This window comes from Microcoleus sp. FACHB-831 (assembly GCF_014695585.1).
Classification (GTDB): domain Bacteria; phylum Cyanobacteriota; class Cyanobacteriia; order Cyanobacteriales; family FACHB-T130; genus FACHB-831.
The window spans coordinates 1-25637 of the sequence record NZ_JACJON010000048.1 but is presented as its reverse complement, the minus strand read 5'-3'; the positions used below and the strand labels follow the sequence as shown (position 1 = coordinate 25637).

The following is a 25637-nucleotide window of genomic DNA, read 5'->3' as shown; positions in this document are numbered from 1 at the left end:
AAAACTCAAAACTCGCTTCCTTCACTAACTACTTGGTTGCGACCGGAGTTTTTTGCTAACAACAGATTTTGGTCAGCGCGATTTAGCAAGCTCACCCCTTTGCCGTCATCGGTAGGTTTTAGGGAGGCGGTTCCCAGACTGATGGTAACGTTTATTGCCAGCGACTCCTCGATGCTAAAAGGTTGATCGGCAATTAGGCAACGCAAGCGGCGAGCTACGTGTTGCGCTTCTGAAGGGGGGGTGTTGCTGAGGATGACAACAAATTCTTCGCCACCATAGCGAAAGAGGGTGTCTTGAACGCGGAGGTTGTGTTGCAGACGTGCGGAAAGAATTTTGAGGACGCGATCGCCCACCAGATGCCCGTGATTGTCGTTGATCGACTTGAAAAAGTCTACATCCAGCATAATTAAGCTCAAAGGTGCGATGCGCGTGCGAGCATTTTGCACCTGTCGCGGTAAATCCCATTCCAATGCGCGACGGTTATTCAATCCGGTCAGTGCATCAGCAAGCGCAATGCTAGATAAAAAATCATTTGTTTCCATCAGTTGGCGGTAATTTTTCACCTGCGTAACCCCCGCCCGAATGTGCGCCAAAAGCAGGCGGTCTTCAGCCACCGAGTAAACGCCTAGTTCTGTGGCTGCGGCGATCTGCAAGTAGGCATCTGCACCGTTTTCCATGGCTTGTGCCGCCTCCAGCAACTCCCAATTCCTGTCCCAGCTTTCGTTCTCATTGAGCTGGGGGACTATTTCTACAACAATGCAGTAAATTGCAACAAGCTGTGGCTGTTCTTTAATTTGGCGGCATAATTCCAGACTGTCTGCGAAGCTGGCTTGCAGAATCAAGATACTCGGTTGTTGGGTTTGAATTAGCGGTATGACATCATCTAAGTGCGACGCGGACTCGATTCGGCCAGATACCAAATTGCGAAGCCGCCGAAAGAATGTAGCAACAAACTGGTTGCCTCCAACTACCAGAACAGAAGCGTCCATTAGCTTAGGATGCCTGGAGAAAAAAACGCTCTGACCCTGATAAGACGTAAGAACTTCCACCACTTGCAGATATAGATAATTTAACGTGAGAAGGTAGATGCGAGTCCCTGCGCCCCAGTTTTCTACCGATCTGGGGACTCAATTTCTGTCGCGATCGCACTTTTTATCCACCCTGTTACCGTTCTTGATTTCTACAGTAAGCAGAAATCACTATCCAATCGCTCATAGCTAAATTTACCTAATCTTTACAAATATCGCTCAAAAATCCTATTTTCTTAAATATTTGATAAACATCGAGATTCTATTGGTACTAACTGCAAAGACAGCAAAGCTCGTTCTCTTGTGTCTTCATGAATTTTAACGATATCGCACGATTTAAGCCTAAAGGGGTATCGCGATTTCCCCTCACCCCCCAACTCCCTCTCGCACTAAGGGGCGGTGGGGCGCGGGGAGAATCCCCCCAGTGCGGTAGGGATGAAGGCGCGATCGCCCTCCTTGGGGTGCGGTTAGCACGCGAGTCCGCAGGAAAATCCCGAATTTGCAAATCGCCCGCAGACTGAAATCTGGGGTTATGCCGACTCAACTTAGTCTGGCAGGGGCAGGCTTTGTTTGCAAAAGGCAGTTCGCCATAATTTTTTAGTAGAGCGATCGCCTTGCTGAGACACGCAAAAAAGGGGATATTCTTCTACTAGATGGAAGAGGATAATTTGGCTTATAAAAATTTATGTCTATATCTAACAATAGTATTAATTTTAAAAAATGTGTTTAGTATTTAAATTTATTTAAATACTAAACACATAAATATTTATTTTTAAACTTGGTAGAGCCACCCCAAGCGATCGCTATCGACATTGCTTTAGTTTAGAGCAGGCTAAAATAAGAACGTTATTGCTACTTGACTTCATCCTACTGGCGCGATCGCCATCGACAGTGCATCAGATTGGGAGAGTAGCGGGCAATAGGCACGCTATCAGTAATTACCCTGTTCCCAAAAATAGAATTTTGTGCTAAACCAGGCTTGAGGCTGTGGGCATATTTCCTCTGAATGCTATAGGTACACATGAAATACTCGTGCTGGTTTATTGCTTCTGGCTTCATCACTTTATTAATATCCAGCTGTTCTCAACCGCAACCGCAACCGCAACCGCAGCCGAAAACAAAAACCCCTGGAGAAATTTACAACCTTACAAAAGCAAGCGTGGTAATCATCACTTACCAAGACAAACAAGGAAATGGAACTGGATTTTTCGTGCAGGGGGAAAAAGGTGTCTGCACCGTAGTCACGGCGCGTCATGTGGTAGCACCGACTAGCAACTTACGGCTGCAAACTAATGACGGAAAAACTAGAAAAACTTCCAATGTTCGACGATTCCGCGACCAGGATTTAGCAGTGGTAACGTTTGATGCTGGTGGGGAAAATTGTCCGTATAAACCTCTAGAATTGGGCGACTCGGATAAAGTGAATGTGACAGATGCTATCTATATTACTGGTTTTGCAGGTGGTTCATCGGTGCCGCAGTTTGTACAGGGTACAGTGTCGGCGCTGGACAAACGAGCTGATGGTTATGGGATTTCCTACCCGGTTACGACGGCTGGGGGGATGAGTGGCGGGCCAGCGGTAAATATAGCTGGGGAAGTAATTGCTATTCACGGTCGCAGCGATCGCGAACTTGTCGAAAAGGCAAAATTAACAGGAGAAAATTTGCCGCCACAACAGCAGTCTGCAACAACTGTCGCTGCTGGTGATGGCGTAGAACAAATTAACACTTTTAAATGGGGGATTCCCAGCAATATTTACAAGGCAAATATTTCCAATATTGCCACTGACGCTGTGGCTAAATCATCTGCACCCACAGCAGAAGAGTTGTTGAAAAGCGGCAATGATTTGTTAGTCTCTGAACGCTATGAAGAGGCGATCGCATCTTATGACAAAGCTCTTCAAATAAAGCCTGATTACTATGAAGCTTGGAATAATCGAGGCAATGCGCTAGGTAATTTGAAACGGTATGAAGAGGCGAGCGCATCTTATGACAAAGCCATTCAAATCAAGCCTGAATTACATCAAGCTTGGGCTGGTCGAGGCTGGGCGCTATTTAAGCTGAAACGTTATGAGGACGCGATCGCATCTTATGACAAAGCTATTCAATTCAAGCCCGACTTCGTTGATGCTTGGTATGGTCGAGGCTATGCGCTAGAAATGTTGAAACGCTATAAGGAGGCGCTCGCATCCTATGACAAAGCCCTTCAATTCAAGCCGGATTATGCTTTTGTTTGGGCTAACAAAGGCAACATACTACATTTATTGCAACGCTACGAAGAAGCATTAACTTCTACTAACAAAGCGATTCAATTCAAGCCTGACTACTCTATGGCTTGGTATAACCGGGGTATTACGTTATATGAGTTCAAACAATACCAAGAAGCACTAGCTTCTTATGACAAAGCCATTCAAGAAAATGGTGAATGGGGCGAAACAAGCCGCACCGCTGTTTGGGATGCGCGAGGCATTGTGCTAATTAAGCTTAAACGATACGATGACGCGATCGCATCTTATGATAAAGCCATTCAATTAAAGCCTGACTACTCTGCTGCTTGGAATAACCGAGGCATAGCGCTAGATGATTTGAAACGCTCTGAAGACGCGATCGCTTCTTTTGACAAAGCCATTCTAATCAAGCCTGACTACCATGAAGCTTGGTATAGTCGAGGCGTGGCGCTACATACGTTGAAACGCTATGAAGAGGCGATCAAATCTCTTGACAAAGCGATTCAATTCAAGCCTGACTACTCTATGGCTTGGAATAATCGAGGCGCGGCGCTATATAAGTTGAAACGTTACGGCGAAGCACTCGAATCCTTCGACAAAGCAATTAAATTTGACCCTAGCCACCAATTAGCAATAGATAACCGCAAGCTGTTGTTAACTAAGATGGGGCGATCTCAATAACACAGAATTATTTTGAAACCCGCCTGCGCGGGTTTTGTCTCCTGTAGATGCGAATTCTATTCGCCCTTTATTCCATTTCGCTCAGAATCACCTACCACCAACAACGCCCATCAGTTGTAAATAATATTATTTTGCTGGTGTTTCTCCAGCTTTAGTATCCTCATCTGCCAACAAATTGCCTAGAGGAACGGACGGCGAAGATGGAGATAAAGCAGCCGCAGACGAGCCACCGTTACTGCTTTGATCGACAGTATTACCATTTTTCATAGCCTCCGTCATCTTCTTCAAAGACTCGTAGGCATTTGCATCCCGCGTCAGCGTCACTAGCAGTTCACAATTATTTCCACTGCTCTTAGTTTTCGCACAGATTACAGATTGCGTCGGCGTGTTGCTGTCTGTGCGATAAGTCAATTCCCTCAAACCATCTTTGCGAAAACTTTCCAATCGGTCGGCTATTGTCTCGCAGCGTTTCGGGGTTGTCCAGTCTTCGCCAAAGGTGTTAACCATCCTCAGCCAAGGCTGCGTCCCTTTGTCGTTATGATACATAACCGTCGGAATTTCACGACGTTCTTCATCGTAATACCGGAGTTGGCAAGAAAAGCGGTCATTTTGTCCGGCGAACAAGTCTCCGGGTCGCCAGCCAGTAGCCACAGCATAAGCAAAACTAGCACCACCAATCACAAGACTCATAATCGCTACAACCAGACTAGCTCGTTCTAAAGATCCGAGGCGCGTTGAAGACATACGACCTGCTCTGAAACCCACTTGAGACAATGATTTTTCTAAGATAACTCATCTGTCTGCGGGTGTTTTTATGAGTAAAGTGCGATCGCGCTTGCATAGTCTGGCGTTGCGCGAATTTTGATTGTAGTGCGGTGAATTACAAAGTCAAACCCCCCAGCTACGCCAGGGGGTTCAATGTGTGAAACAAAAAACTGAATTGTTATTGGCGCGATCGCGCCTCTAAGATAAATTATTCAGCGATTTTGTGACCTGTGGCTACAATCGCTTGTTTAAATGACTCTGGCGCCGCTTCCGATTCTAGCGTCACGGTTTTTGTTTTTACATCCACCTCTACCTTTGCATCTGAATCGACTGTAGTAATCGCTTCGGTAATTGTGTCTGCACAACCCTCACATACAATAGTCGGAACACTTAATTTTATTGCCATAGTAAACCTCTGGCGAACCTGCTTAATTTATTTTGTAGCTAAATTTTATCTTTATAGCAGTGTTTATTACCTGTATCCACCGACACATATTTGATGGGAGCATCCTGTATTTGCAAATCGCCCACAGACTGGAAGTCTGGGGCTACACAAACAAAGCCTGCCTCCGCAGGCTCAATTGAGTCCGCGCAGGCGGACTTGGTTTGTCTAGCCGCGATTTCCAATCGCCAGATATTTTTTCTTAACAAAACTTCCCCGAAAATGCAATGCAGCCCCGTCAAGGTTGACAGAGCTACATCATGGGAACTTTTATTTTCAACGAGCTACTTTTCCCAGTTTCTATCGAAAACTACTAAGGGTTTACAACATTCGCAGCCTTGGCTTCCAACCCACCTACACAGACCGTTCTTTCCGGAATTGGTTTGGCTCATCTCTAAAACTTAGAGCGTTCGGCCACTTTTTACTATGCTTGGGTTCATCCTGCGATCGCAACTTGCTGACAGGAGACACAGGTCAGAATTGCTTTTGTTTTTTCCAGGATTTCTCTCTGGTTTGTGTCCACTATTAAATTAACACTATATTTTCTAGCTGAACTCATTCTTTTACTAAAGTTTACATTCTTGCAAATTAACCCGTAAAAAATTCTTTTCTCCCACAATATCCGCCACTAGATAGATGTTTTATAAACTTTAAAAATTTGTACCCTAAAAATTTTTAGGGCTTAGTCAATGCGACTAAGCCCGTAGTAAATAAAGAAGTAGATTTGTCAATGAAATCACAACTAAGGTGGACAATTTGGCAGCTTTAACCCTAAATTTTCTAGCAGTAGCGTGTTTGCCAAGATCCCGAACTTGGGTTTGCCGCGTCTGGGCTTCTTGCAATTTCACCTATGCTGGGGTGGTTCTTGCTGCACGTGGGTTTGCGACAGGAGACACCGCATCTCAACCCATTAACTTCTGTTTTTTCTTCCTCCTTTTTTCTCTCTGTTGCTATCTCTTTGGTGTCCACTATTAAATTAGCATTGCCGCAACTGGTATAACCTATTCGTTAACAAAAGTTTAAGAGCTTTTACGAATCGCAGCTTAGGTAATAAAAGGTTAAAGCATCGCCAGCTTTGCACTCTTAGCGATTTTGGATTTTAGCCCGCGATGCTGGTGAGGCAGCCGCATCGCTAAGAGGTATTTTCAGCCAGACTGGGCGGACGCAATAGCGAACCAGATGCGAACGGCTGCAACAACGCATGAAGGAATGTAAAAATGGATAACGAGAAGAGACGCGATGAATCGCCATCTCTTCAAGAGAAGTTACGCCACCTAGCCCTTTCTAGAAACCCATGTCTTCTTCCCCCCAGTTCCTTAGCGGTAGCGAAATTCGCCAAAAATTCCTCGACTTCTACGCCCAGCGCGGACATCAAATTCTGCCCAGCGCCTCCCTAGTGCCAGAAGATCCGACAGTGCTGCTAACGATCGCTGGGATGCTGCCATTTAAACCAATATTTTTAGGACAGCGATCGCCTGAATTTCCCCGCGCTACCACATCGCAAAAGTGCATCCGCACCAACGACATCGAAAACGTCGGACGCACAGCACGTCACCACACATTCTTCGAGATGTTGGGTAACTTCAGTTTTGGGGATTATTTCAAAGAACAAGCGATCGCCTGGGGTTGGGAACTCTCCACAGAAGTCTTCGGCTTATCCCCAGAACGTCTTATCGTCAGCGTCTTCCGGGAAGATGACGAAGCCTTTGCCATCTGGCGCGACAAAATTGGCATCCCCGCCCATCGCATTCAAAGACTGGGAGAAGATGATAACTTCTGGACATCTGGCCCCACTGGCCCCTGCGGCCCCTGCTCAGAAATATACTACGACTTCCACCCAGAACGGGGCGACGACAACATCGATTTAGAAGATGGTACGCGGTTCATCGAGTTTTATAATTTGGTGTTCATGCAGTACAACCGCGATGCAGAAGGCAACCTAACACCGCTGCAAAATAAGAACATCGACACGGGGATGGGATTGGAAAGGATGGCGCAAGTCCTCCAAAAAGTCCCCAATAACTACGAAACAGACTTAATTTTCCCAATTATCAAAACCGCTGCGGAAATTGCCGGGATTGACTACAACAATAGCGACGATAAAACTAAGATTTCCCTCAAAGTAATTGGCGATCACGTCCGGTCAGTAGTCCACATGATTGCTGATGAAATCCGCGCATCTAATATCGGACGCGGTTATGTGTTGCGGCGGTTAATTCGTCGGGTTGTTCGTCACGGACGTTTGATTGGGATTCAAGGCGAATTTACGCCTAAAGTTGCAGAAACAGCGATCGCACTTTCGGAAGCTGCTTATCCTAGCGTCCGCTTGCGGGAAGCACAAATTAAAGCAGAATTGCAACGTGAAGAATCGCGCTTCCTCAAAACTCTCGAACGTGGCGAGAAACTACTCGAAGAAGTTATCGAACGGGTGAAACAGGAAGGCAAAAATCAGATTAACGGTGAAAGTGCCTTTACCCTTTACGACACCTACGGTTTCCCCTTAGAACTAACTCAAGAAATTGCTGAAGAACAGGAATTAACTGTTGATGTAGAAGGCTTTAACGCGGCAATGGAAGAACAGCAAACGAGGGCTAAAGCCGCCCACGAAACTATCGATTTAACCGTTCAAGGTTCTCTCGATAAGTTAGCCGAACACATCAATGTAACTGAGTTTCTCGGCTATACTCAGCCATCCAGCCAAAGCGTTGTAGAAGCCATACTTTTAGATGGCAAATCCCAAGAAGCGGCGGAAGCTGGCGACTACGTGCAGATTGTCTTGGATAAGACACCATTCTATGCAGAATCGGGCGGACAAATAGGCGATCGCGGCTATATAGCTGGCGAGTCTGTATTAGTACGAGTTGAAGATGTTAAGAAAGAATCCGATTTCTTTGTCCACTTCGGTCGCATCGAACGCGGTACGTTGCGGGTAGAGGATAATGTTAATGCCCAAATCGACCAATCTTGTCGCCGTCGCGTCCAAGCGCACCACACTGCAACTCACCTGTTACAAGCAGCTTTGAAAAAGTTTGTAGATGACGATATTACTCAAGCTGGTTCGCTTGTTGCTTTTGACAGGCTGCGGTTTGATTTTAACTGTCCTCGCGCTGTAACTCCCGCTGAGTTGCAACAAATTGAGGAACAGATTAATATTTGGATTGCGGAAGCGCATACGGCACATACTGAAGTTTTGCCGTATGCAGAAGCTAAGGCAAAAGGCGCGATCGCTATGTTTGGTGAAAAATATGGTGATGAGGTGCGAGTGCTGGATGTTCGCGGCGTTTCGATGGAATTGTGCGGCGGTACTCATGTTAGCAATACGGCTGAAATTGGGTTGTTTAAGATAGTTTCTGAGGCTGGTGTTGCTTCTGGCGTGCGACGGATTGAAGCTATCGCGGGGCCAGCAGTTTTGGAATACTTGAATGTAAGGGATAAAGTAGTAAAAGATCTGAGCGATCGCTTTAAAGTCAAGCCAGAAGAAATAAGCGATCGCATCACTGGTTTGCAAACTGAACTAAAGACAAGTCAAAAACAGCTAGAAGCGCTAAAGGCAGAATTAGCTATTGCTAAATCCGACCAGTTGCTATCTCAAGCTGAGTCAGTTGGCGATTACAAAATCTTGGTTGCAGAACTGGGAGAAGTTGATGCAGAATCCCTCAAGACAGCAGCGGAACGGCTAGGGCAAAAACTGGGTAATGCAGCCGTAGTACTGGCGTCTGTTCCTGAAGCTGACAAGCTGAGTTTTGTAGCAGTTTTTAGCCCAGAAGTTGTTAAGAAAGGATTGCAGGCAGGGAAATTTATAGGAGCGATCGCTAAAATATGCGGAGGAGGCGGCGGCGGACGCCCCAACTTAGCTCAAGCTGGAGGACGCGATCGCTCTAAGTTAAAAGAAGCCCTCGAAAGTGCCAGCACTCAGCTTAAATCAGCTTTAAGCTAGTAGCATTCAGCGTATAAGTAGGGTGGGCACTGCCCACCTTACCTACTAACAACTCAAGACGCAATAAATAGTGTCTCTACAAAACTACTTAATTTATGGGCAGACTCAATCCATACACAATACAGATGCAGATTACCCGCATGTTTGAAGACGGGCAATCTTTCTTCGCAGCGATGAAAGTTCAAGATTGGCTGAAGGAACGCAATGAAGATCCAGCAGCTTATGACATTACTTTCCTCAAAAAACCCGCGCCTCCAAAATCAAATCGGGTAATGGATATCGAAATACAGCTACGTCGTCGAGATGGACAGCCTGTAGATGAATGGTTACAAGAAGAAGTAAATCGCCACGCCTGACGCGGAAGTTTAATGAAGGCGAGATACCCGACTTGTTTAAGAAGTCGGGTATCTGAACGTATGACACGGGGAGTAGTTGAAACTCACCCACTTGGGTGAATCAACTAGGCGAAGCCTCGAAGCCAAGGCAAAGCGTAAGTTGGAAGTATACAGAGCAAGCGCAACACGCTTTACGAGGCGATCGCTATGAAAACTCCCTTCAAGGCTTCGATAATAATATCTACGCTGGCTTTATTTGCTTCTTTGCCCTTGATAACGCCCGCGTCAGCACAAGAGGGCGACTCAACACAAAAGCTTCAAGCCAGCGTTTGCCCTCCAGTTGCGGGCAAAATTGGCAACCCAACTGCCGCATCTTGTGTCTCAACCGATAGCAGTTTCGAGCAACAGCAAAAAAATATCCAGCGTTTAGCAGACGACGCAGCAAGGGGCGATCGCGCTGCTGCAATCAGCTTGGTAAAATCTGCTTTTATCACTGACAGCAGCGATGACAAAGCAGTTAGTATCGCACTCGCAAATCTGGCTCACAGAAATCCAGCATTTCTGATTTCCGTTCTAGAAGAGCAAGCGCCCTTCGTCCGCACATCGGCTCTAAATTTGCTTAGTTCTGCATTTGAGCAGGGAAAGCAGCCAGGGCGAGGAGCGTTTGAGTCAGTACTAGCTCACAAGCCATCCGACTCGCTAACAGTCCAGGCTTGGAAGAACCGAAACCGATGATGCGATTTTCAATTTTTTATTCCTAATTTTTCAACTATCAATCGAATACCGTGAAAAATTGAATAATTACTTCTTGTGACAATAAAAAACCCTTAACAACCCTGCTATCCGGCAAACCCCGATTTTTTCGGTTAACTCAACAACACGATTATTAAGGTAATAATTCAATTCCGCTGAACTATTTCAAAACTTACGCACTATTTACATCAACGGAAGCATCGCCTCTACCTAAGTTCAACTAATTCTATCCTCATATCCCCCCAAACAGAAGCAAGAAAAAAAATATTTGTTTGAGGGGATAGAGCAAGCTATGGGTGTTTTGTATTACCTTGGCAATGCACTATTTATTGTGCTTCAAAAGCTCCGATGTCACACACACCGCCGCTTGGTCTAGCAACACCTCTTTGATCTATAGGAGCGCAAGTCGAACTGTTCCCAGTGTTAATAGCCGCGCTACCCGTTAATAATGGCATAGTCTGAGTAGAGCCGCCATTATTCCCCAAGGGGCCAAGTTTAGGATCGGCTGTTTGTATTCCCGCTACGCAGTCTTTATCACTTGGATCGTTCATATTTCTGGCGGGAAATTGCAGGTTATTGCCGCCATTTGTCATTTGGTCAAAGCAATTGTTTTTTATGTTCCAGCCCTTACCACCATTGTTGGCTTTGTTGTTGGCGATTACCGTATTTATTAGCGTTACATTAATGTCACCAACAATACCCCCGCCTTGGAATCCAGCATAATTGTTAGCAATCGTGCTGTTGGTTAAGTTGATCTTACCTGACGTTCTCATAATACCGCCGCCCAAGCCAGTTAGACCGTCAGCACTCATAGCGCGATTACCAGAAATGGTGGTGTTGCTAATATTTAGCGTCACTTCTTTACCGCTCCAAATAGCGCCGCCTTGGTTGCTGGCGCTGTTACCAGAAAACGTGCTATTAGTTATGTTGACGATAGCGTTGTTTGCTAGTCCAGTAAATCCAATCAGTCCACTCAGCGTCCCACCTATGCTAAACATAGCAGCGCCAAACCCTTGAGTACCCGTTCCTGTAACGGTGTTGCCAGAAAAGGTGCTGTTTTCGATAGTAGCGGTGTTGTTGTTGTAGAGTTGGCTAAAGTATGCACCACCCTGAAAAACAGCAGTATTGTTGATGAATCTGTTATTACGCAGTACGATCTTTCCGTTGTCGCCGTTAGCTCCATCGTGGTAAATAGCGCCGCCGCCACCGCCGGAAAGAGTAATTATTGACTTATTGCCAGTAAAAGTGGTGTTGCTAACAGTTAAATCGCTAAGTAAGCTGTTGATAGCGCCGCCGTTACCCGCTTTGTTTCCGGTAAATGTACTGCTATCTACACTGGCTGTACTCTCACTAGCAATGAATATGGCACCACCGCCAGCGAACTTCCCAGGATCGGTAGAGACATTGTTATTGAATTTGGAGTTGATTACAGTTAATTTGCTGCGATATCCGCTGTAAATTCCACCGCCTTGAGCAGCAGTAAAGCCGTTAGCGATAGTCAAATTCTGAACTGTAAATTGAATACCGTTGTCTGCTGTCTTGAATACTCTCGTCGTTCCCCCACCGCTGATAGAAATTAAGTTTCCTCCATCTATCACGGTGTTAGCTGAAATTACTTTCTCGCTAGTAATTGGGATAGTAACCGGAGTAGAACCGCACTTAAAGGTTACTGTACCACCACCAGCTAAAGCAGCAGCTAAGGCTGCTTCCGTACAACTTGCGGCTGTTCCATCCCCGACTGTTCCAGCAGCTAGGACAACATTTGGTGAGGTCGCAGTTATTGCTAGCCCGAATCCCAGTAGAGTTATGAAAGAGATGGGTAATCTTGTACCGAAAGTATGCTCGTGCAAGTTTTTAAGAAGCGTTGATTTCTGCACTTAATACTCCTTAACGGGTGAAAATAGTTCGTGTTTTGGTGGCATCATAATGCTGTTAACTAAGCGCCTTCCCAAGAAATGCAGGGATTTTGCTAGCGTTAGGAACACCATGATTAACCCCAAAACTACACTGATTTATTTGCTAATTTATTCTTCTATTAGTTAGCGGCTCGTCCGGAAAATCGAAAAATATTTTTGTTTTTAATTTTGTATTTTTATATATAAAAAATATTTCCCTGACTCTAAAATTTAGGGGGAAATACTGAAAAAATTTAATGAAAATTGGCATTTCTTAGCTTTGATCCAAACCTGTAATACTTTACGTGGCTAGGTCGGCGCTCGATCTATACAAGCTGTTGCGTGTAACAGTCAATATTCTTATTAACTTACTTTTTAAGTAATAATACTTGTATTAAAAAATGTATTCTCAAGCTAAAAGCTTAATTTAATGATTGATATTTTTCATTAGATATAGCAATAATTATTTGCACGCATAATTTTTACAAAATAAAAATTATGCACCTACCAAGGCAAGTGCATTTACATAGATATATTTTCCTTTGCTTGCATTTTTATTGTAAGCCTCGTAAATTCTTAGCCCTTTGCTTGTAGCAGGGTTATAGATAAGAAGTTTAAAAATATTGGTTAAGGCTTAGCAACTGGATCGGTAAGTTGTTTCAGTATGGCTATTTTGTATTTGCTCACAGGATTAAATTTTTCCCAGAGATTTTTCACCCGTCCAAAGTGCGATCGCAAAAGGGCAATTGTGCTATATGCTACCATTGCGAGAAAACCTACAGCCAAGGGCGACGCTAATGCGAAATTGCGCTTTATGAGCGGATTATGTAGCGAAATGTGAAGAGTACGTGAAGTTCTGCAATTTCAGTATTTTATCGGAAGATAATGCAGTTCGCTCCCAGATACCTTGAGTATTAGAAAGCCAGGAAGGAAAAAAGATGAGTGCTGTTTCACAAAATAGATGGTATAGCTTGAGACTTGCCTCCATAGCGATCGCGCTTGATGGAAGAGCATTGGCTGACCTATCCCAGAAACTGACAAAGCAGCATACAGATTCAGAGATAGCCCAGATATGGCGAGAAGCCAGAATATTGCTCACAGAAGAGGATAATTGCTGGCTGGAAGAGGAAATGTATCACCTGCTCGTTCAGGACTCAGAAGCAGCAGCTTAGGCGTAAAGTAGCGCGCAGAAGACTTTATCTTGCAATGATTCTAGCCGCTATCTCAGTAGACCCTGCTCAGTGAGAATTCTGGATTTGTTGAGCTAGCTGAACTTTAGCCTGTTGCCAGAGATTTTCCAATTCATCTAGCGTGTACTCAGATAAGGGGCGATCGCAGACTTGCTCCATTTTCTTGAGACGCTCAATAAAGCGCTGGTTGGTTCCCGCTAGAGCAGAGTCAGGCTCTAAGTCATACCAACGAGCGATATTAATTACAGTAAACAGTAAATCTCCTAGTTCTGCCTCTTGGTGCGCCTTATCTTCCTGCTGGAGTGCCTCTTGGAATTCTGCTAACTCTTCACGAAACTTAGCCCAGACACCCTCAACATTTTCCCATTCAAATCCGGCGGCGGCAGCTTTTTGTGATATCTTCATTCCAGCCATTAATGGCGGCAGTGTAGTGGAATAGCGACTTAATTTGCTGCTAAGCAACTGAGCCTCTTGGGTGGTTTCTCCTTTCTCAGCGGCTTTAATTTGCTCCCAATTTTGGTGGACTTCATCAACGCTTTCAACCTGAACATCTCCAAATACGTGAGGATGACGGCGGATGAGCTTTTGGGTAATACCTTCAGCAACTTCAGTCATGCTAAATTGACCTACTTCGCTGGCAATCTGCGCTTGCAACACCACCTGTAAGAGTAAATCTCCGAGTTCTTCAGCGATCGCATCTCTATCGCCCTTGCGAATAGCATCCACTACCTCATAAGCTTCTTCAATAACATAGGGAATAAGCGTTTGCGGCGTTTGAGCTAGATCCCAAGGACAACCACCATTAGGCGATCGCAACTGGGCAACTACCTCAATCAACTGTTGCAATGCTTGCACTGAAGAAGCTTGAGGCGCTGTCTGAGTCGGTTCCTGGAAGTTCGACATGGGTAAAACTAGGGAAACTGCTTAATCTTTCAATCCCTGATAGGGATTTATACAACCCAAACCGCACAATCATAGATACGATACCACATTACCCAGGCTCTGGGTTCATTCCACCCGTGCCGCGAGGTTGCATATGAAAACTGGCATAACGCGATCGCGTGGTTTGTGCCAATCTTTCACTCTTTCTTCCGCGTCTTTGGCGTCTTGGTGCTGCGTTTCTTGAGAATAGGCTTGCTGGGTTTGCGCTTGCGTTTTTTAGTTTTAGGTAGTTTAGGCATCACCGCAGCAATACCGCCAGCTTTAAAACGTTTATAGCTTGAGCCACCCCAGTCGCTTAAATAGTGGCTCATTGAGCCGAGTTCCAGACCAGTAAACAGGGATATCCATTCTAGGGGGTGGGAAAACAGCGATCGCTTTACTTCACCTGCAAGCAAGCTCCAACTCCACCCATCTACAAACCCCAACAACTCGCAAATATCAAAAGCCAGCAACAGCGCGATCGCCACGCAACCGAGTAAATAAACTACCCTGATCGTGGTGCCAATAACTAGCCCGTGAGACCAAATCGACCTGTGGCGTAGAGTTTTTTGGTAGGGAAGCCATATCCAGCGCAAAAACCCCCAACGCTTGTAGGGTAGCGAGTTGAGATCCAAATCCGGGCCAAACATCAGCCCGCTGAAGAGAAAACCACTGGCAACTAACAAAGTAAACTTGCTACTCTGGGTAAAGCCCAAAGTGAGGCCAGCCACAACAGGCAAGCTCCAGAGGGTTATGCGATCGTGAGTTCGACCAGAAGGCACATGTGTAAATTGCGATTACTGCCACCAGCAGCGGAATTTAAAAAATATTAGCCTGGAACGGAATAATATGCTAATATGAATTCTTGTGCGGGAAATGAGGGCGATTAGCTCAACGGTAGAGCGCCTGCCTTACAAGCAGGATGTTACTGGTTCGAATCCAGTATCGCCCATAGACTTTGTTATACGGTGAGTAATTGTATGTCTGTGACGACCTATTAATGTCGTTTAGTCAAATTGCTAGAAGATAGGGAAACCCTTGAGGTTGGTGTCAGTTTTTCAGCAACAATTGCTTGAGTTAGTGGATTGTGGCACGAGTTTGGCCGTGTAAGCGATCGCTCGGTGATGTCCGTTGTGTCATTTTTGGAGCGATCGCGGTTGAACCAGCTCTGTAGCAGCACAAATCAGCCGATGAGAAGGATTTGAGCTAATTTTTCAGAAGATTCTACAACTTATGACGGGAGAAGCTCTATCTAGGGAGCGATTGAGGCGATGAGCTATATCAAGTAAAAATAGATACTAAATCTCAGGAAGATAGTATTCTATGAAACTGAATTATTTTGCAAAACCACTTTCGATTGTAGGACGCTTGTTCGCTACAACTTTGTTTTGTGTATCAGCGATCGCCTTCATTTGGCAGACCCCATTTTTCTCGAACACTGAAGCAATAGCTGCTCCCACTGTAACCTTCATCGCATCAGCAGACGCAGCTAAAGGCAAAGTTAGTGAAGATACTGGACGAACCAAGAACTTTATCCGAGATACCGAGGAAAAAGTTAAGGAAACTGCAAATAAAAATGCAGAGCGCGTTGAGGACGCAACGGATGGAGAGGGTAATTTATTTGAGCGCAGAGCTAAAGACGATGCACAGCTAATTCAAAAGAGAGCATCAGAAGACTCTGCTCGGACTCAGAAAGCAGTAGATAACACAAAGAATGTTGTTCAAAAAACTATTGATGGCATCAAGGATGCAGTTAGCAAGTAGTCAATAGATACAAGTTGCATAGGTCAATGTACATGGTTTACTTCATAGCATTTGCTTTAATTTGAAGAACCACTGTACATTGATTCGCTTGTTACAGTGTTTTAAACCAACGCGCAACAATCCCTTTTTTGAAGGATTGATTATTCCGACTTTAGGGGCAAAACCTCACTGTGCCCCAATTTTTATTAAATGATTGGCTCTTATCTACCAGCAACACATCGACATGATATATGGTCAAGCTGCCGTACCTGGTTGCTGTTGTGTCTAGGTCAGCCCAGCGATTTGGTCACTGTTACTTAGCCGATTGAACATTATCAAATCTCTCTATTACCGATACCACAAATATTTTGGTCGATGACATTATTTTGTCTTTACGTGATTTAATTTCTCAATGCAAGCATAAATATTAATTTTAATTGTAAGTATAAGAAATCCAGCGCATATCTGCTAGAAGGAACTATTTTTATATGGAATTTGATGGCTAAGGTGCAAATGTGAGTTGGGAAGCAACATTGCTTGCGATCGCGATCCCTCCTAGAATTAGACCAATTCAGAATTTACACTCCTATTGCCCTTGTCCCGGAGAAAGCATGAGCCATCGTCCCATAATTCTTGGCATTGTCGGTGACAGTGCCGCTGGTAAAACTACACTGACGCGGGGAATTGCTCAGGTATTGGGTCCAGAAAATGTCACCGTCATCTGTACGGATGATTATCACCGCTACGACCGCAAGCAGCGTGCCGAGATGGGGATCACCGCGCTGCACCCTGACTGCAATTACCTCGACATAATGCAGCAGCACCTGTCTCTGCTGCGAAGCGGAGAACCAATCCTCAAGCCAATCTACAATCACGACACCGGAGCGTTCGATCCGCCAGAATATATCAAGCCGAGCCGATATGTGATACTTGAGGGATTGTTGGGTTATTCAACGAAAGGGGTACGCGACTACTACGACGCAAAAGTTTACTTAGCACCCCCTGAAGAATTACGGGCAGAGTGGAAAATTAAGCGCGATACAATGAAGCGCGGCTACACCAAGGAACAGGTAATCGCTGAACTACAAAAGCGAGAATCAGACTCAGAGCAGTACATCCGTCCCCAGCGTCAGTGGTCGGATATAGTGGTGACTTTCTACCCGTCTGACGATGTATCTGAGGAGGCAAATTCACACCTGAACGTGCGCTTGATACTCAGACCGACAATCCCGCATCCAGACATGACCAGGATTTTGAGCGCAAGCACTACTAATTCCAAAGCAGCCATACGCCTGGAATTAGACAGGGATATGAGCAAGCCAGTTGATATACTGGAAGTTGACGGTCATGCCACTAACGAACAGGTTGTGCAGGTGGAGCGGATTTTATGTCACGAAGTCCCAGACTTACTGCCTTTTTGCAGTCGGGAAGGGAATCCAGACATAGGCAAGCTGACAGGTACAACTGGGGAATCGATCCAGAGTTACCCGCTAGCGCTGACTCAGCTATTAGTTGCATATCACATGCTCAAAGCTGCTGCTGAAAGCACCCCAGTTGCAACAGCTAGTTTGGGATAATTATCCTTGCGATCGCTCAATAAGCGTTCCGACATCGCCTCACAACAAAAAGTGGGAGCGATCGCAACTCTGGCAGGATTTTTCGGGAAAACTAAATATAGTCTTTCCCCGTGCATCCATGACCTACAGCCTGAGAATTGCAGATATACCCCTTAGCGAACGTCCCCGCGAACGCTTAATGGCTCAAGGGGCAAAAAATTTAGCAACGGCGGAATTAATTGCGATTCTGCTGGGGACGGGACAAGGGCCTGGGAAACTATCGGCTGTGGGGTTGGGGCAATATATATTACAGCAATTAAGTCAGCACCAGCGCGATCCGTTAGAAGTGTTAAGGGATATTAGCGTGCAGGAGTTGACTAAAATTCATGGCGTAGGGCCAGCAAAAGCAACGACAATAATTGCAGCCATTGAATTAGGAAAACGCGCATTTTTATCCCGTCCAGGCGATCGCGCGATAATAGATAGTCCGCAATCAGCAGCGGCGGCGCTGAGTCACGAATTAATGTGGCAAAAACAAGAACGATTTGCAATTGTGATGTTGGATGTGAAAAATCAATTAATAGCCAGTCAAGTAATTACGATTGGCACGGCAACAGAGACATTAGCGCATCCCCGCGAGATATTTCGGGAGGCGATTAGGCAGAGTGCAACTCGAATAATTATCGCTCACAATCATCCATCTGGAAGCGTCGAACCGAGCCAGGAAGATATAGCTTTGACAAAGCAGTTGTTAGAGGCGGCGCAAGTATTGAACATACCTCTATTAGATCATTTGATATTGGGGAATGGAGATTACCAGAGTTTGAGGCAAATAACAGGTTTATGGGAAGAATATCCGCAGGGCGATTAGGCAAGTTAGCGGGTGCTTGTGAATTCCCCTTATGCTGTGTTATATTAAGATTCCTTGGGCGATTAGCACAGTGGTAGCGCACTTCCTTCACACGGAAGGGGTCACAGGTTCAAATCCTGTATCGCCCATTTTCATCAAACTCTTTGATATTGGCTGAAACTTACAATAATGTAGGTTGTTAGTATTTTAGTATCTCTAAAAGACTTAACTTCATCGATATCATTTACATACATTTTCAGGCATTCCCGCTTCACGCGATCGCGCTGTGCTTTTGGTTGTCACATCGCGTTGAAGGAATTGGCCAGAGCAATCAACACAGATATGGTTTTGTTTACCGGATGGTAAGCGACAGTTTCAGATAGGCTATGAGTGGTTTCTAGGGATGTCTCTCTAATTAAGACGTTGGAGTTCGCATGGCGACTTATTTGGTTACGGGTGCTAATCGCGGTATTGGTTACGAATACTGCCGTCAATTGCAAGCAAGGGGCGATCGCGCGATCGCGGTTTGTCGCAGTGCTTCTGAGGAATTGAAGCGGCTAGGGGTACAGGTTGAGGAGGGAATTGATATTACCTCTGATGCTTCGGTTGAAGATTTGTGCGATCGCCTGGGCGATACTGCGATTGATGTTCTGATTAATAATGCTGGAATTATCAAGCGCGTCACGCTGGAAGACTTGGATTTTGAGAGCATTCGAGAGCAGTTTGAGGTTAATGCTTTGGGGCCTTTACGAGTGACTCACGCCCTATTGCCACTCCTCAAAGCAGGCTCCAAGATTGCGCTGATGACGAGTCGGATGGGGTCAATTGCAGATAATACCTCTGGCAGTTCCTATGGCTACCGGATGTCTAAAGTAGCGTTGTCGATGGCTGGAAAGTCGCTATCACTCGATCTCAAATCGCGTGCGATCGCCATCGCTATTCTGCATCCAGGGTTAGTTCAAACCCGCATGACGAATTTTACATCTGGTGGCATTACGCCGGAAGAGTCTGTGAAGGGGTTGTTGGCTCGCATTGATGAGTTGACGCTGGAGAATACAGGTACTTTTTGGCACGCTAATGGAGAAGTGCTGCCTTGGTAGGTCCCTGTGCCTGATTAAAATAAATTTTTTATAAAGCAAAAAGAGCTGAAAAGAGATTCTCTTCAAGTCCTGTAGCCCGACAAAAACTTATACACATATTTCTAGTAATAACAATTACACCAGTTTCAACTTTCCCATTTAAAACTGGCTGAAGATCGTTATTACCCAATTGTACACACCAACTATAGATAGCCTCTAAATATGGAAGAACCTGAGATCCTGATTGAGGATGATGTAACATTTGATTAGTTACTTCCAATATATCCTGAAGGTAAATCGGATCTAGGCTTTCGTTAGTATTTGTAAATTGATGAAGCAAATCGAAAAATTTTTCTCTTTCCCGAAGACCCATAACCCCACCATATAAATAAATTCGTGCATTACTTTGGACTTCAGATAATCCCCGTGAATAAATATAGCTTCCCATTTCAAGAAGGCAGTGAGCGAATCTTTCTAATCCTGTATAGGCTAGCAGAACATCTCGCGGATTACTACTTCGCAAAAGGTGTGAAACTTTTTGAAAACGCTCAATTAAATTAAAAAGATTTCTGTGAGAATCAAAAAACCAATACAAATATGAAAGATAAGAATAAACTTCTTTTATTTGAATCTCTTCTGGAGTAGGTCGGCTTCCTTTAAGAACATTAATTCCCCATAGTTGGTTGCGATTGCTATAAAATTCAATGTCAGTAATTGGCAAAACAAGCTCGTCAACATTAAGACTTTTTTCTAAAGCCCTTAATTCACGTTCGTCGATAACTCTTAGCCCCAATTTAGGAGCGATAGCTCTGGCATGATTATCAACTTTAGTTCGTAAAAAATAACCTAAATTAGCTCCAAAGTAATCGCAAACACCTCGCAGCCAAAATAAACGATTAACATCAGATACCTTCCTTCCCGTTTTACAGTCACAAATAATTTTATGAGAATTTAAAACAGCATCATATTTAATTCCTAAAACATCTAAGTCTGTTACATCGCTTCGCTTTGGCGCTCCCTTATTATCATCATGATATTGACTCAACATAACCTCAATAGGCGAGTAGTAACCCATAAGGAATAGTATTCGTTTGAAGCGAAGCTTAAAGTTAAGATCTGCATCAATTGGTTGAGACATTTATAAAACCCCTCGTGCTAGTTGAGTCATTTTTTGAATAATATCTGCTCTGGTTTCAGCAGAGCCTTGTATAGTTGATGCTAAACGTGGTCTAGCAGAAGTCGGCCCAAGATAGCCATGAGTGCCTATGAGCGCTTTTTGAGCTTCTAAATTAATCTGGGCTGTAGGAGACTCTCCTATTTCGAGCATATCTATAGCTACATCTAGAGCCTTCATATTCTCTGGAGTATCAATAATTTCAAAATTCCATCCAAATCCTTCTTGTATGGGCTTACCGATCAGCTTTTCTGCTAAAAGACTGTATTGTGTATATAAATCTGGATGACCACTTTTGAAACGTTTGTTATCCCTTAGTTTTTGCAAAATTGCTCTTGGATACTTAATAGGGCGACCAGCAGCAAAGTTCTGACCGTATCTAACACTGGCAAGGATGGAACGAGCTTTATCCATAATAATCCTCTCTTCCGGTAATAGCCCTCCCTTTGGCGCAAAGATAAATTGGTTTTTACCAGTTGCGCCTTGAATTTCAACTGGCATTAGCACACCAGTTAAAATTGCATCTTCTATTACTTTATTACTAGAAATGAGAGGAGAAGACAATGGTAATCCTTGGTGGTTTGTTAATACTTTGATCAGGTCTGCAACTTTGTCTGAATGTTTATTTGTCCACTGCAAATACGCGAGAGGATTAGCGTCAACGGCTAGAGGTGAATAAATTAGTTTTTCGCCCGATACAGCTTGGGTCTTAATTAGTTGACCAGCTGCCATTATATCTTTGAGAATTGCTAAATCTTTTGAATCCAAACCTAAGCACGCAAACTCACTCTCCTTCATAGGTAGAGTTAACAAGTTGTTTAAGGCCAAAACTCCAGCCTGCTCTGTTTCGGTAGGGTTTAAGTTACTCCATTGGATACTAAGTTCTTCATAGCCATCTCTAAATTCAGGTACGCGAATATCAATGCGTTTTATATCATCAATCGAGCCAATTACTCGGATAAAATCAACAATTTCAAGCTGACGTAATACAGCTTGTATCTCTAGCCCTCTTATACCAAGTTCTGCTGCCGCATATTTAAGACTGTTGATATCGTCAATATACAATAATCCTTTAAAGTGCATTGCTAAGGTTGCAGCTTTGCCTATTAACAATGTGTTCTCAAAATAAACTTCTGCTGGTCCAAAGGTAGTAGTTTCTTTAAGAGCTTCATGAAAGTCTTGTGCGCGTAATGCAGCATTTTTTTGTTCCACTTAGCCTCCTTGAGCTTAAATGATAAAACACTATGCAATTTATATTACCCAATAACTCTATTCAAGCTATAGTAGGACTGTTATCATATTACATATTTATATTTTTGTTTGCGACAAAGACGGGTGGTGCAGACGCACGCGGCTTGGGACGCTATGGCACTCGCCCTACTCAAACACCGTACAACCAGCAAACCGACTAGAAAAAGCGTCTTGATATCAAAAGCAGGCAAACAGGTATGTCACGCAAAGCAGGATTGCAGCTTCCTCGCAACCCAAGGAAAGTACTATTTCTACTTTCGTTTCGACTTGGGTGGCGTTCGATGTGGGCCAAAGTATTTCTCACTGCGGTAGCGAAGCCACACGCGCAACTGCTGCGGAATCCGATCTTTTTGTTCTTTGGTCAGCGTATTGTAAAGAGCTAAAGCGCGATCGCGCTCTCCCCGACAAGCAGCATTATTATGAGCATCCCAGTAGCTACGGGCAACCCGAATCCGCCGACAGACTTCCTTAATGAGTGCTTCTCCCGTGAGGGGATTTTCCTGCTTTGCCATACTTCAATCAGAACGCCTTACGGTGAGAATATTGAGTAATAAAGGAACCAGCAATTCGTTGTCGGAGTACACGCGAATCGCTGGCTGCGGCTATAAAGCGATCGTGCTAGGTGAATCGCCACTGCTAATCCTTATCTTCTCCATCCTTCTCCTCATCGTCATCGTCATCTTTATCGGAGGATCGATTTTTTTCTTGGCGCTCGTCATCGTCATCATCAGCTTTATTAACCTTCTCGGATTCTTTCTCCGATTCTTTTACAGGTTCGGAATTTTTAGCGGCTTCACCACAACCAACCAGAACGATATTACCTGCGAACATCACAAGCAGACCCAAGCAAAAAGCACTAAAAGATTTAGTCCACAAAGGTTTCATTTGGGATTTGGGTTCTCCATCAATACTATTCATATCTTTTTAAACTTTAGCGAACTGCACTGGATTTAAACCTTAGATTTGATTTGTCTATGGTCATAAATTGGGTTGTGGTTGGGCTTGTGCTTGCCACCCTCCATTGAATTGGCTATTTACCAGGGTCAGGTATTTTTGCAAAAATGGGAGGCTTCCGTCGCGCACCCCACAATATTAGGTAGTCGATGGAAGTTCAAACAACTCCGGTTGTTCTTCAACAATAGCCAGAGGTTGTTTAATCTGCCACGTCTTATCTTGGGAGAGTTCCAGCAAAGACTGATGGTAATTCGCCAACGTAGAGCGATGTCCCACACTTAAAAAAGTAGTCCCTTTCGCCTGCAAATGTTGATACAACCGTTCCTCGTTATCCAAATCCAGGGCGCTGGTTGCTTCGTCTAGGATGGCGTAGTTCGGTTTGTTCAGCAGCAACCGAGCGAAGGTCAGCCGTTGTTGTTCGCCCAACGAGAGGACATCTGCCCAATCCTGGTCGGCATCAAAGCCACCAAAGCGTTCATCCAGTCCCGCTAAATTCACCTGTTCGAGAACTTGCTTTAAGTGTTCGTCGTCAACCTCAAGGTGCGTATTGGGATAGAGCAATTGATCGCGCAGAGTACCCAGCACCATGTAAGGACGTTGGGGCAAAAATAGGATCTCGTCGGATTCAGGACGAACAATGGTTCCTGTACCAGAATCCCATAAACCCGCGATCGCTCTTAGTAGCGAACTCTTGCCGCAACCACTCGGTCCCATCACCAAAAGTCCCTGTCCCGCAGGTAACTCTATCGACAAATCTTCTACTAATGTGCGTTGATAGTTGGGAGTTTGCAGGCTCAGATGTTCGACTGCCAGTCGATCTGCTTCAATTGTCTGAATTTTTGGTTGCTCTTCAGATACCTGGGTTGCCTCTGTCTGTTCTAAAAACTCTGCAAAGGTATAGAGACGATTAATTCCAGCGCCAAATGTGGTTAATTGCTGGAAACGAGCAACCACAACATTGAGCGAGAAGAAGACGCGGACAAAAGCGCCTTGCGCTTCAGAAACTTTACCTACCTCCATTTCTCCTGCAAAAATTGCGGGTGCAACCACTAAAGCAGGCAAGATGAAAGGGATGAACTCATAAGCGTTCGTCACAATATTTAAGTTCAATTCCCAAACCAGCAGCCGTTTGACATTCTCAAAGATATCGAGAAACCGCTGTTTGACTTGGTTTGACTCCCGTTCTTCCCCCTGGTAAAACGCGATCGCTTCCGCATTCTCCCGAATTCGCACCAGGCTAAAGCGGAGATTTGCTTCCTTCTTGAGTTGTTCAAAGTTCAGTCGAACCAGCGGCTTACCAAATACAACGGTTGTAACCAGCGTTCCAACTAGGGCATACAGTACTAGAAACAATACCAGCGGTTTAGAAATTCCCCATAGTACGCTACTAAAGGCAATGGTTGACAGCACCGACTCCACCAACCGCAGCAAAAAAGTGAGGGATTCCTGGGTAAAACTCCTAACATCTTCGGCAATCCGCTGATCTGGGTTATCGATTTCAGTGCCTGAGATATGCAGATTGTAATAGGCGCGATCGCGAAAGTAGTTATCCACAAACCGATGAGTCAGCCATTTCCGCCATTGCAAACTGAGGCGATCGCGCAGATAGGTATAACCTGCGAGCAATGGTGCATAAATCACCAGCACAGCGATGAAAATGATGACAGTTTCCCAGAAGCGTGGCTCATCACGGGCTGAGAGGGCTGAAATCAGCACCCCTCGCTTGTTGTTGAGAACTACACTCAATCCCGTATACGCCAGCAGTAACAGCACGACTCCCAGCAATAACCCTCTGGCTTGCCATTTCTCATCGCCTGACCAGTAGGATTTGGCGATCTTCCAGAACTGCTGGAGTACGTTGAAGTTCAATCGATCCATCGGCTTATTTTCCTTACTCAATCTGCCAGGCGATAATCAGTAAAGGTGAACTAGAGCAAAATTTGCTCAAATACTGATCTGGCTCACCTCTGGGCAATTGTTAAATTATGCTACAAATTTCTAATACCGTAAGTATTCCAGAGTATGAGATTGATTTGGGAATAAAGAGCATTACCGCGATCGCAGAAAACACAACCACGTCAATACATTAATCAACAACCGTTACTTTGGTACCTAACTTCACCCAACCCTTCTCAATCAACTGCTGCAAAGTGTTTGAGTCGAGATGGATGCAGCCACCTGAGTTAGCTTGACCAATGTTCTCCGGATTGGGTGTACCATGAAGTGCGATTGAGAACCAGTAGGGCGTTCCCTGAAATGTACTCATTTTAGGACCCGTGATGCTTGTCGTTGAAGTGAGTCCGATATAGCCATTTCCATAGGCACTGTCTGGGCTACCGTTCCCATCAAAGTCAAGAGAACTCATGTTCTTGAATAGCTGAGCTAATCCTTGCTGAGGGTTAACTAAGTTGCGATACTGAGTAACTTTGATAAAACGCTTAACGTTATCTTGGGAAATCTGGTTGTACTCAGATTTTTTGTAGAGAATCAAGTCTACGCTCATCTCGCCTGTGGGAGTAACAAAGTCATTCATGTTTTGTTTGTCTTTGAGTCCGCCCTTACCAATACCAATACTTGCCTTGTAAATTGGAACGCTTTGGTTATTGAGTACCTCTAAGCGCTTGTCTACTCGATGAATGAGAAGCGAGTAACGTTCTTCTTGAATGCTGTTGAGTTTGTGAGCATTATTTACGGATGGTGGCAAGGATTGTGGCTTGGCTTCAATTACGTTTTTTGGAGTTGAAACGACAGCATCAGATGATGTACAAGCGCATAGGGCTATTGGTAGTGCAACTAAGAGCCAGTTTGAGATGAGACGAGATGTTGTAAACACAACTAACCTAACTGGGGCTTGCT

27 protein-coding genes and 2 tRNA genes are annotated in these 25637 nt (G+C 44.7%); 12 read left to right on the top strand and 17 right to left on the bottom strand.

Annotation, left to right across the window (positions count from 1 at the left end):
- Positions 1–5 precede the first annotated feature (5 nt).
- On the bottom strand, positions 6–989 hold the full coding sequence (locus H6F77_RS12785; RefSeq protein WP_190489052.1) for a GGDEF domain-containing response regulator: 984 nt from the start codon (positions 987–989) through the stop codon (positions 6–8).
- A 350-nt stretch (positions 990–1339) separates the two neighbouring features.
- Here H6F77_RS12785 and H6F77_RS12780 point away from each other — a divergent pair, with 350 nt between their 5' ends.
- Positions 1340–1549: a hypothetical protein gene (locus tag H6F77_RS12780; protein ID WP_190489041.1), complete on the top strand. Its 210-nt coding sequence runs from the start codon at positions 1340–1342 to the stop codon at positions 1547–1549.
- A gap of 346 nt (positions 1550–1895) precedes the next feature.
- On the opposite strand, the gene H6F77_RS12775 is transcribed toward H6F77_RS12780, so the two are convergent.
- Positions 1896–2051 carry a hypothetical protein gene (locus H6F77_RS12775; RefSeq protein WP_190489039.1) on the bottom strand — a complete coding sequence of 52 codons (156 nt, stop codon included), beginning with the start codon at positions 2049–2051 and terminating at the stop codon, positions 1896–1898.
- Between H6F77_RS12775 and H6F77_RS12770 the strand changes: the two genes are divergently transcribed.
- Positions 2050–3936 (top strand): tetratricopeptide repeat-containing S1 family peptidase, encoded by a 1887-nt coding sequence (locus tag H6F77_RS12770; RefSeq protein WP_190489037.1) that lies wholly within the window; start codon positions 2050–2052, stop codon positions 3934–3936. The genes H6F77_RS12775 and H6F77_RS12770 overlap by 2 nt on opposite strands.
- 126 nt (positions 3937–4062) lie before the next feature.
- Here H6F77_RS12770 and H6F77_RS12765 read toward each other — a convergent pair whose 3' ends face one another.
- The 4 genes from H6F77_RS12765 to H6F77_RS12755 all read right to left on the bottom strand — a co-directional run bounded on the left by H6F77_RS12765 (position 4063) and on the right by H6F77_RS12755 (position 6394).
- Entirely contained in the window at positions 4063–4680 is a 618-nt protein-coding gene (locus H6F77_RS12765; protein WP_190489028.1) for a COP23 domain-containing protein, read from the bottom strand.
- Positions 4681–4909: 229 nt separating this feature from the next.
- Positions 4910–5107, bottom strand: a complete 198-nt coding sequence (locus H6F77_RS12760) for a heavy-metal-associated domain-containing protein (RefSeq protein ID WP_190489026.1) — start codon at positions 5105–5107, stop codon at positions 4910–4912.
- 38 nt (positions 5108–5145) lie between these two features.
- On the bottom strand, positions 5146–5352 hold the full coding sequence (locus H6F77_RS27565) for a hypothetical protein (protein WP_206753460.1): 207 nt from the start codon (positions 5350–5352) through the stop codon (positions 5146–5148).
- A gap of 874 nt (positions 5353–6226) precedes the next feature.
- On the bottom strand, positions 6227–6394 hold the full coding sequence (locus H6F77_RS12755; RefSeq protein ID WP_190489025.1) for a hypothetical protein: 168 nt from the start codon (positions 6392–6394) through the stop codon (positions 6227–6229).
- A 43-nt stretch (positions 6395–6437) separates the two neighbouring features.
- Here H6F77_RS12755 and alaS point away from each other — a divergent pair, with 43 nt between their 5' ends.
- The 3 genes from alaS to H6F77_RS12740 all read left to right on the top strand — a co-directional run bounded on the left by alaS (position 6438) and on the right by H6F77_RS12740 (position 10150).
- Positions 6438–9080 carry an alanine--tRNA ligase gene (gene alaS, locus H6F77_RS12750; protein ID WP_190489024.1) on the top strand — a complete coding sequence of 881 codons (2643 nt, stop codon included), beginning with the start codon at positions 6438–6440 and terminating at the stop codon, positions 9078–9080.
- A 125-nt stretch (positions 9081–9205) separates the two neighbouring features.
- Positions 9206–9436 carry a hypothetical protein gene (locus H6F77_RS12745; RefSeq protein ID WP_242022124.1) on the top strand — a complete coding sequence of 77 codons (231 nt, stop codon included), beginning with the start codon at positions 9206–9208 and terminating at the stop codon, positions 9434–9436.
- 186 nt (positions 9437–9622) lie between these two features.
- Positions 9623–10150: a hypothetical protein gene (locus H6F77_RS12740; RefSeq protein ID WP_190489022.1), complete on the top strand. Its 528-nt coding sequence runs from the start codon at positions 9623–9625 to the stop codon at positions 10148–10150.
- A 344-nt stretch (positions 10151–10494) separates the two neighbouring features.
- Here H6F77_RS12740 and H6F77_RS28715 read toward each other — a convergent pair whose 3' ends face one another.
- Both H6F77_RS28715 and H6F77_RS12730 read right to left on the bottom strand, forming a co-directional pair.
- Positions 10495–12045 (bottom strand): choice-of-anchor Q domain-containing protein, encoded by a 1551-nt coding sequence (locus H6F77_RS28715; RefSeq protein WP_190489021.1) that lies wholly within the window; start codon positions 12043–12045, stop codon positions 10495–10497.
- Positions 12046–12690: 645 nt separating this feature from the next.
- Entirely contained in the window at positions 12691–12828 is a 138-nt protein-coding gene (locus H6F77_RS12730) for a hypothetical protein (protein WP_190489020.1), read from the bottom strand.
- 173 nt (positions 12829–13001) lie between these two features.
- Here H6F77_RS12730 and H6F77_RS12725 point away from each other — a divergent pair, with 173 nt between their 5' ends.
- Positions 13002–13235 carry a hypothetical protein gene (locus tag H6F77_RS12725; RefSeq protein WP_190489018.1) on the top strand — a complete coding sequence of 78 codons (234 nt, stop codon included), beginning with the start codon at positions 13002–13004 and terminating at the stop codon, positions 13233–13235.
- Positions 13236–13301: 66 nt separating this feature from the next.
- On the opposite strand, the gene mazG is transcribed toward H6F77_RS12725, so the two are convergent.
- Positions 13302–14156: a nucleoside triphosphate pyrophosphohydrolase gene (mazG, locus tag H6F77_RS12720; RefSeq protein ID WP_190489017.1), complete on the bottom strand. Its 855-nt coding sequence runs from the start codon at positions 14154–14156 to the stop codon at positions 13302–13304.
- Between the two features lie 176 nt (positions 14157–14332).
- A complete protein-coding gene (locus H6F77_RS12715; RefSeq protein ID WP_190489015.1) occupies positions 14333–14956 on the bottom strand; it encodes a metal-binding protein in 624 nt (207 codons plus the stop codon).
- A 98-nt stretch (positions 14957–15054) separates the two neighbouring features.
- Between H6F77_RS12715 and H6F77_RS12710 the strand changes: the two genes are divergently transcribed.
- Positions 15055–15126, top strand: a tRNA-Val gene (locus H6F77_RS12710).
- 45 nt (positions 15127–15171) lie between these two features.
- Here the strand turns inward: H6F77_RS12710 and H6F77_RS12705 are convergent.
- Positions 15172–15354: a hypothetical protein gene (locus tag H6F77_RS12705; RefSeq protein ID WP_190489013.1), complete on the bottom strand. Its 183-nt coding sequence runs from the start codon at positions 15352–15354 to the stop codon at positions 15172–15174.
- Between the two features lie 143 nt (positions 15355–15497).
- On the opposite strand from H6F77_RS12705, the gene H6F77_RS12700 reads away from it, so the two are divergent.
- The 5 genes from H6F77_RS12700 to H6F77_RS12680 all read left to right on the top strand — a co-directional run bounded on the left by H6F77_RS12700 (position 15498) and on the right by H6F77_RS12680 (position 19423).
- Complete coding sequence (locus tag H6F77_RS12700; protein ID WP_190489011.1) at positions 15498–15938, top strand: hypothetical protein; 441 nt, start codon at positions 15498–15500, stop codon at positions 15936–15938.
- A 494-nt stretch (positions 15939–16432) separates the two neighbouring features.
- Positions 16433–17494 carry a phosphoribulokinase gene (locus H6F77_RS12695; RefSeq protein WP_375335936.1) on the top strand — a complete coding sequence of 354 codons (1062 nt, stop codon included), beginning with the start codon at positions 16433–16435 and terminating at the stop codon, positions 17492–17494.
- Positions 17495–17612: 118 nt separating this feature from the next.
- Positions 17613–18344: a RadC family protein gene (gene radC, locus H6F77_RS12690; RefSeq protein ID WP_190489105.1), complete on the top strand. Its 732-nt coding sequence runs from the start codon at positions 17613–17615 to the stop codon at positions 18342–18344.
- Between the two features lie 56 nt (positions 18345–18400).
- Positions 18401–18472 (top strand) — tRNA-Val (locus H6F77_RS12685).
- A gap of 285 nt (positions 18473–18757) precedes the next feature.
- A complete protein-coding gene (locus tag H6F77_RS12680) occupies positions 18758–19423 on the top strand; it encodes an SDR family oxidoreductase (protein ID WP_190489009.1) in 666 nt (221 codons plus the stop codon).
- A 28-nt stretch (positions 19424–19451) separates the two neighbouring features.
- Here H6F77_RS12680 and H6F77_RS12675 read toward each other — a convergent pair whose 3' ends face one another.
- The 6 genes from H6F77_RS12675 to H6F77_RS12650 all read right to left on the bottom strand — a co-directional run.
- Positions 19452–20540, bottom strand: coding sequence for a hypothetical protein (locus tag H6F77_RS12675; protein ID WP_190489007.1), 1089 nt, complete (start codon positions 20538–20540; stop codon positions 19452–19454).
- A complete protein-coding gene (locus tag H6F77_RS12670; protein WP_190489005.1) occupies positions 20541–21788 on the bottom strand; it encodes a hypothetical protein in 1248 nt (415 codons plus the stop codon). It lies immediately after the preceding gene.
- Positions 21789–22078: 290 nt separating this feature from the next.
- A complete protein-coding gene (locus tag H6F77_RS12665) occupies positions 22079–22339 on the bottom strand; it encodes a Precorrin-3B methylase (RefSeq protein ID WP_190489003.1) in 261 nt (86 codons plus the stop codon).
- Positions 22340–22463: 124 nt separating this feature from the next.
- Positions 22464–22745, bottom strand: a complete 282-nt coding sequence (locus H6F77_RS12660; RefSeq protein WP_190489001.1) for a hypothetical protein — start codon at positions 22743–22745, stop codon at positions 22464–22466.
- Positions 22746–22919: 174 nt separating this feature from the next.
- Complete coding sequence (locus H6F77_RS12655; protein WP_190488999.1) at positions 22920–24659, bottom strand: ABC transporter ATP-binding protein/permease; 1740 nt, start codon at positions 24657–24659, stop codon at positions 22920–22922.
- A 208-nt stretch (positions 24660–24867) separates the two neighbouring features.
- Positions 24868–25637: L,D-transpeptidase (locus H6F77_RS12650; protein ID WP_206753459.1), on the bottom strand; the 770-nt coding region annotated here is incomplete at its 5' end.

What these genes read in the sequence shown, in the direction of transcription:
- mazG (WP_190489017.1), bottom strand. Translation starts at nt 14,156, where the DNA reads ATGTCGAACTTCCAGGAACCGACTCAGACAGCGCCTCAAGCTTCTTCA.
- H6F77_RS12770 (WP_190489037.1), top strand. Translation starts at nt 2,050, where the DNA reads ATGAAATACTCGTGCTGGTTTATTGCTTCTGGCTTCATCACTTTATTA.
- H6F77_RS12665 (WP_190489003.1), bottom strand. Translation starts at nt 22,339, where the DNA reads ATGGCAAAGCAGGAAAATCCCCTCACGGGAGAAGCACTCATTAAGGAA.
- H6F77_RS12655 (WP_190488999.1), bottom strand. Translation starts at nt 24,659, where the DNA reads ATGGATCGATTGAACTTCAACGTACTCCAGCAGTTCTGGAAGATCGCC.
- H6F77_RS12765 (WP_190489028.1), bottom strand. Translation starts at nt 4,680, where the DNA reads ATGTCTTCAACGCGCCTCGGATCTTTAGAACGAGCTAGTCTGGTTGTA.
- H6F77_RS12745 (WP_242022124.1), top strand. Translation starts at nt 9,206, where the DNA reads ATGCAGATTACCCGCATGTTTGAAGACGGGCAATCTTTCTTCGCAGCG.
- alaS (WP_190489024.1), top strand. Translation starts at nt 6,438, where the DNA reads ATGTCTTCTTCCCCCCAGTTCCTTAGCGGTAGCGAAATTCGCCAAAAA.
- H6F77_RS12725 (WP_190489018.1), top strand. Translation starts at nt 13,002, where the DNA reads ATGAGTGCTGTTTCACAAAATAGATGGTATAGCTTGAGACTTGCCTCC.
- H6F77_RS12660 (WP_190489001.1), bottom strand. Translation starts at nt 22,745, where the DNA reads ATGAATAGTATTGATGGAGAACCCAAATCCCAAATGAAACCTTTGTGG.
- H6F77_RS12680 (WP_190489009.1), top strand. Translation starts at nt 18,758, where the DNA reads ATGGCGACTTATTTGGTTACGGGTGCTAATCGCGGTATTGGTTACGAA.
- H6F77_RS12755 (WP_190489025.1), bottom strand. Translation starts at nt 6,394, where the DNA reads ATGGCGATTCATCGCGTCTCTTCTCGTTATCCATTTTTACATTCCTTC.
- H6F77_RS12760 (WP_190489026.1), bottom strand. Translation starts at nt 5,107, where the DNA reads ATGGCAATAAAATTAAGTGTTCCGACTATTGTATGTGAGGGTTGTGCA.
- H6F77_RS12730 (WP_190489020.1), bottom strand. Translation starts at nt 12,828, where the DNA reads ATGGTAGCATATAGCACAATTGCCCTTTTGCGATCGCACTTTGGACGG.
- H6F77_RS12775 (WP_190489039.1), bottom strand. Translation starts at nt 2,051, where the DNA reads ATGTGTACCTATAGCATTCAGAGGAAATATGCCCACAGCCTCAAGCCT.
- H6F77_RS12780 (WP_190489041.1), top strand. Translation starts at nt 1,340, where the DNA reads ATGAATTTTAACGATATCGCACGATTTAAGCCTAAAGGGGTATCGCGA.
- H6F77_RS12785 (WP_190489052.1), bottom strand. Translation starts at nt 989, where the DNA reads ATGGACGCTTCTGTTCTGGTAGTTGGAGGCAACCAGTTTGTTGCTACA.
- H6F77_RS12700 (WP_190489011.1), top strand. Translation starts at nt 15,498, where the DNA reads ATGAAACTGAATTATTTTGCAAAACCACTTTCGATTGTAGGACGCTTG.
- H6F77_RS12740 (WP_190489022.1), top strand. Translation starts at nt 9,623, where the DNA reads ATGAAAACTCCCTTCAAGGCTTCGATAATAATATCTACGCTGGCTTTA.
- H6F77_RS12675 (WP_190489007.1), bottom strand. Translation starts at nt 20,540, where the DNA reads ATGTCTCAACCAATTGATGCAGATCTTAACTTTAAGCTTCGCTTCAAA.
- radC (WP_190489105.1), top strand. Translation starts at nt 17,613, where the DNA reads ATGACCTACAGCCTGAGAATTGCAGATATACCCCTTAGCGAACGTCCC.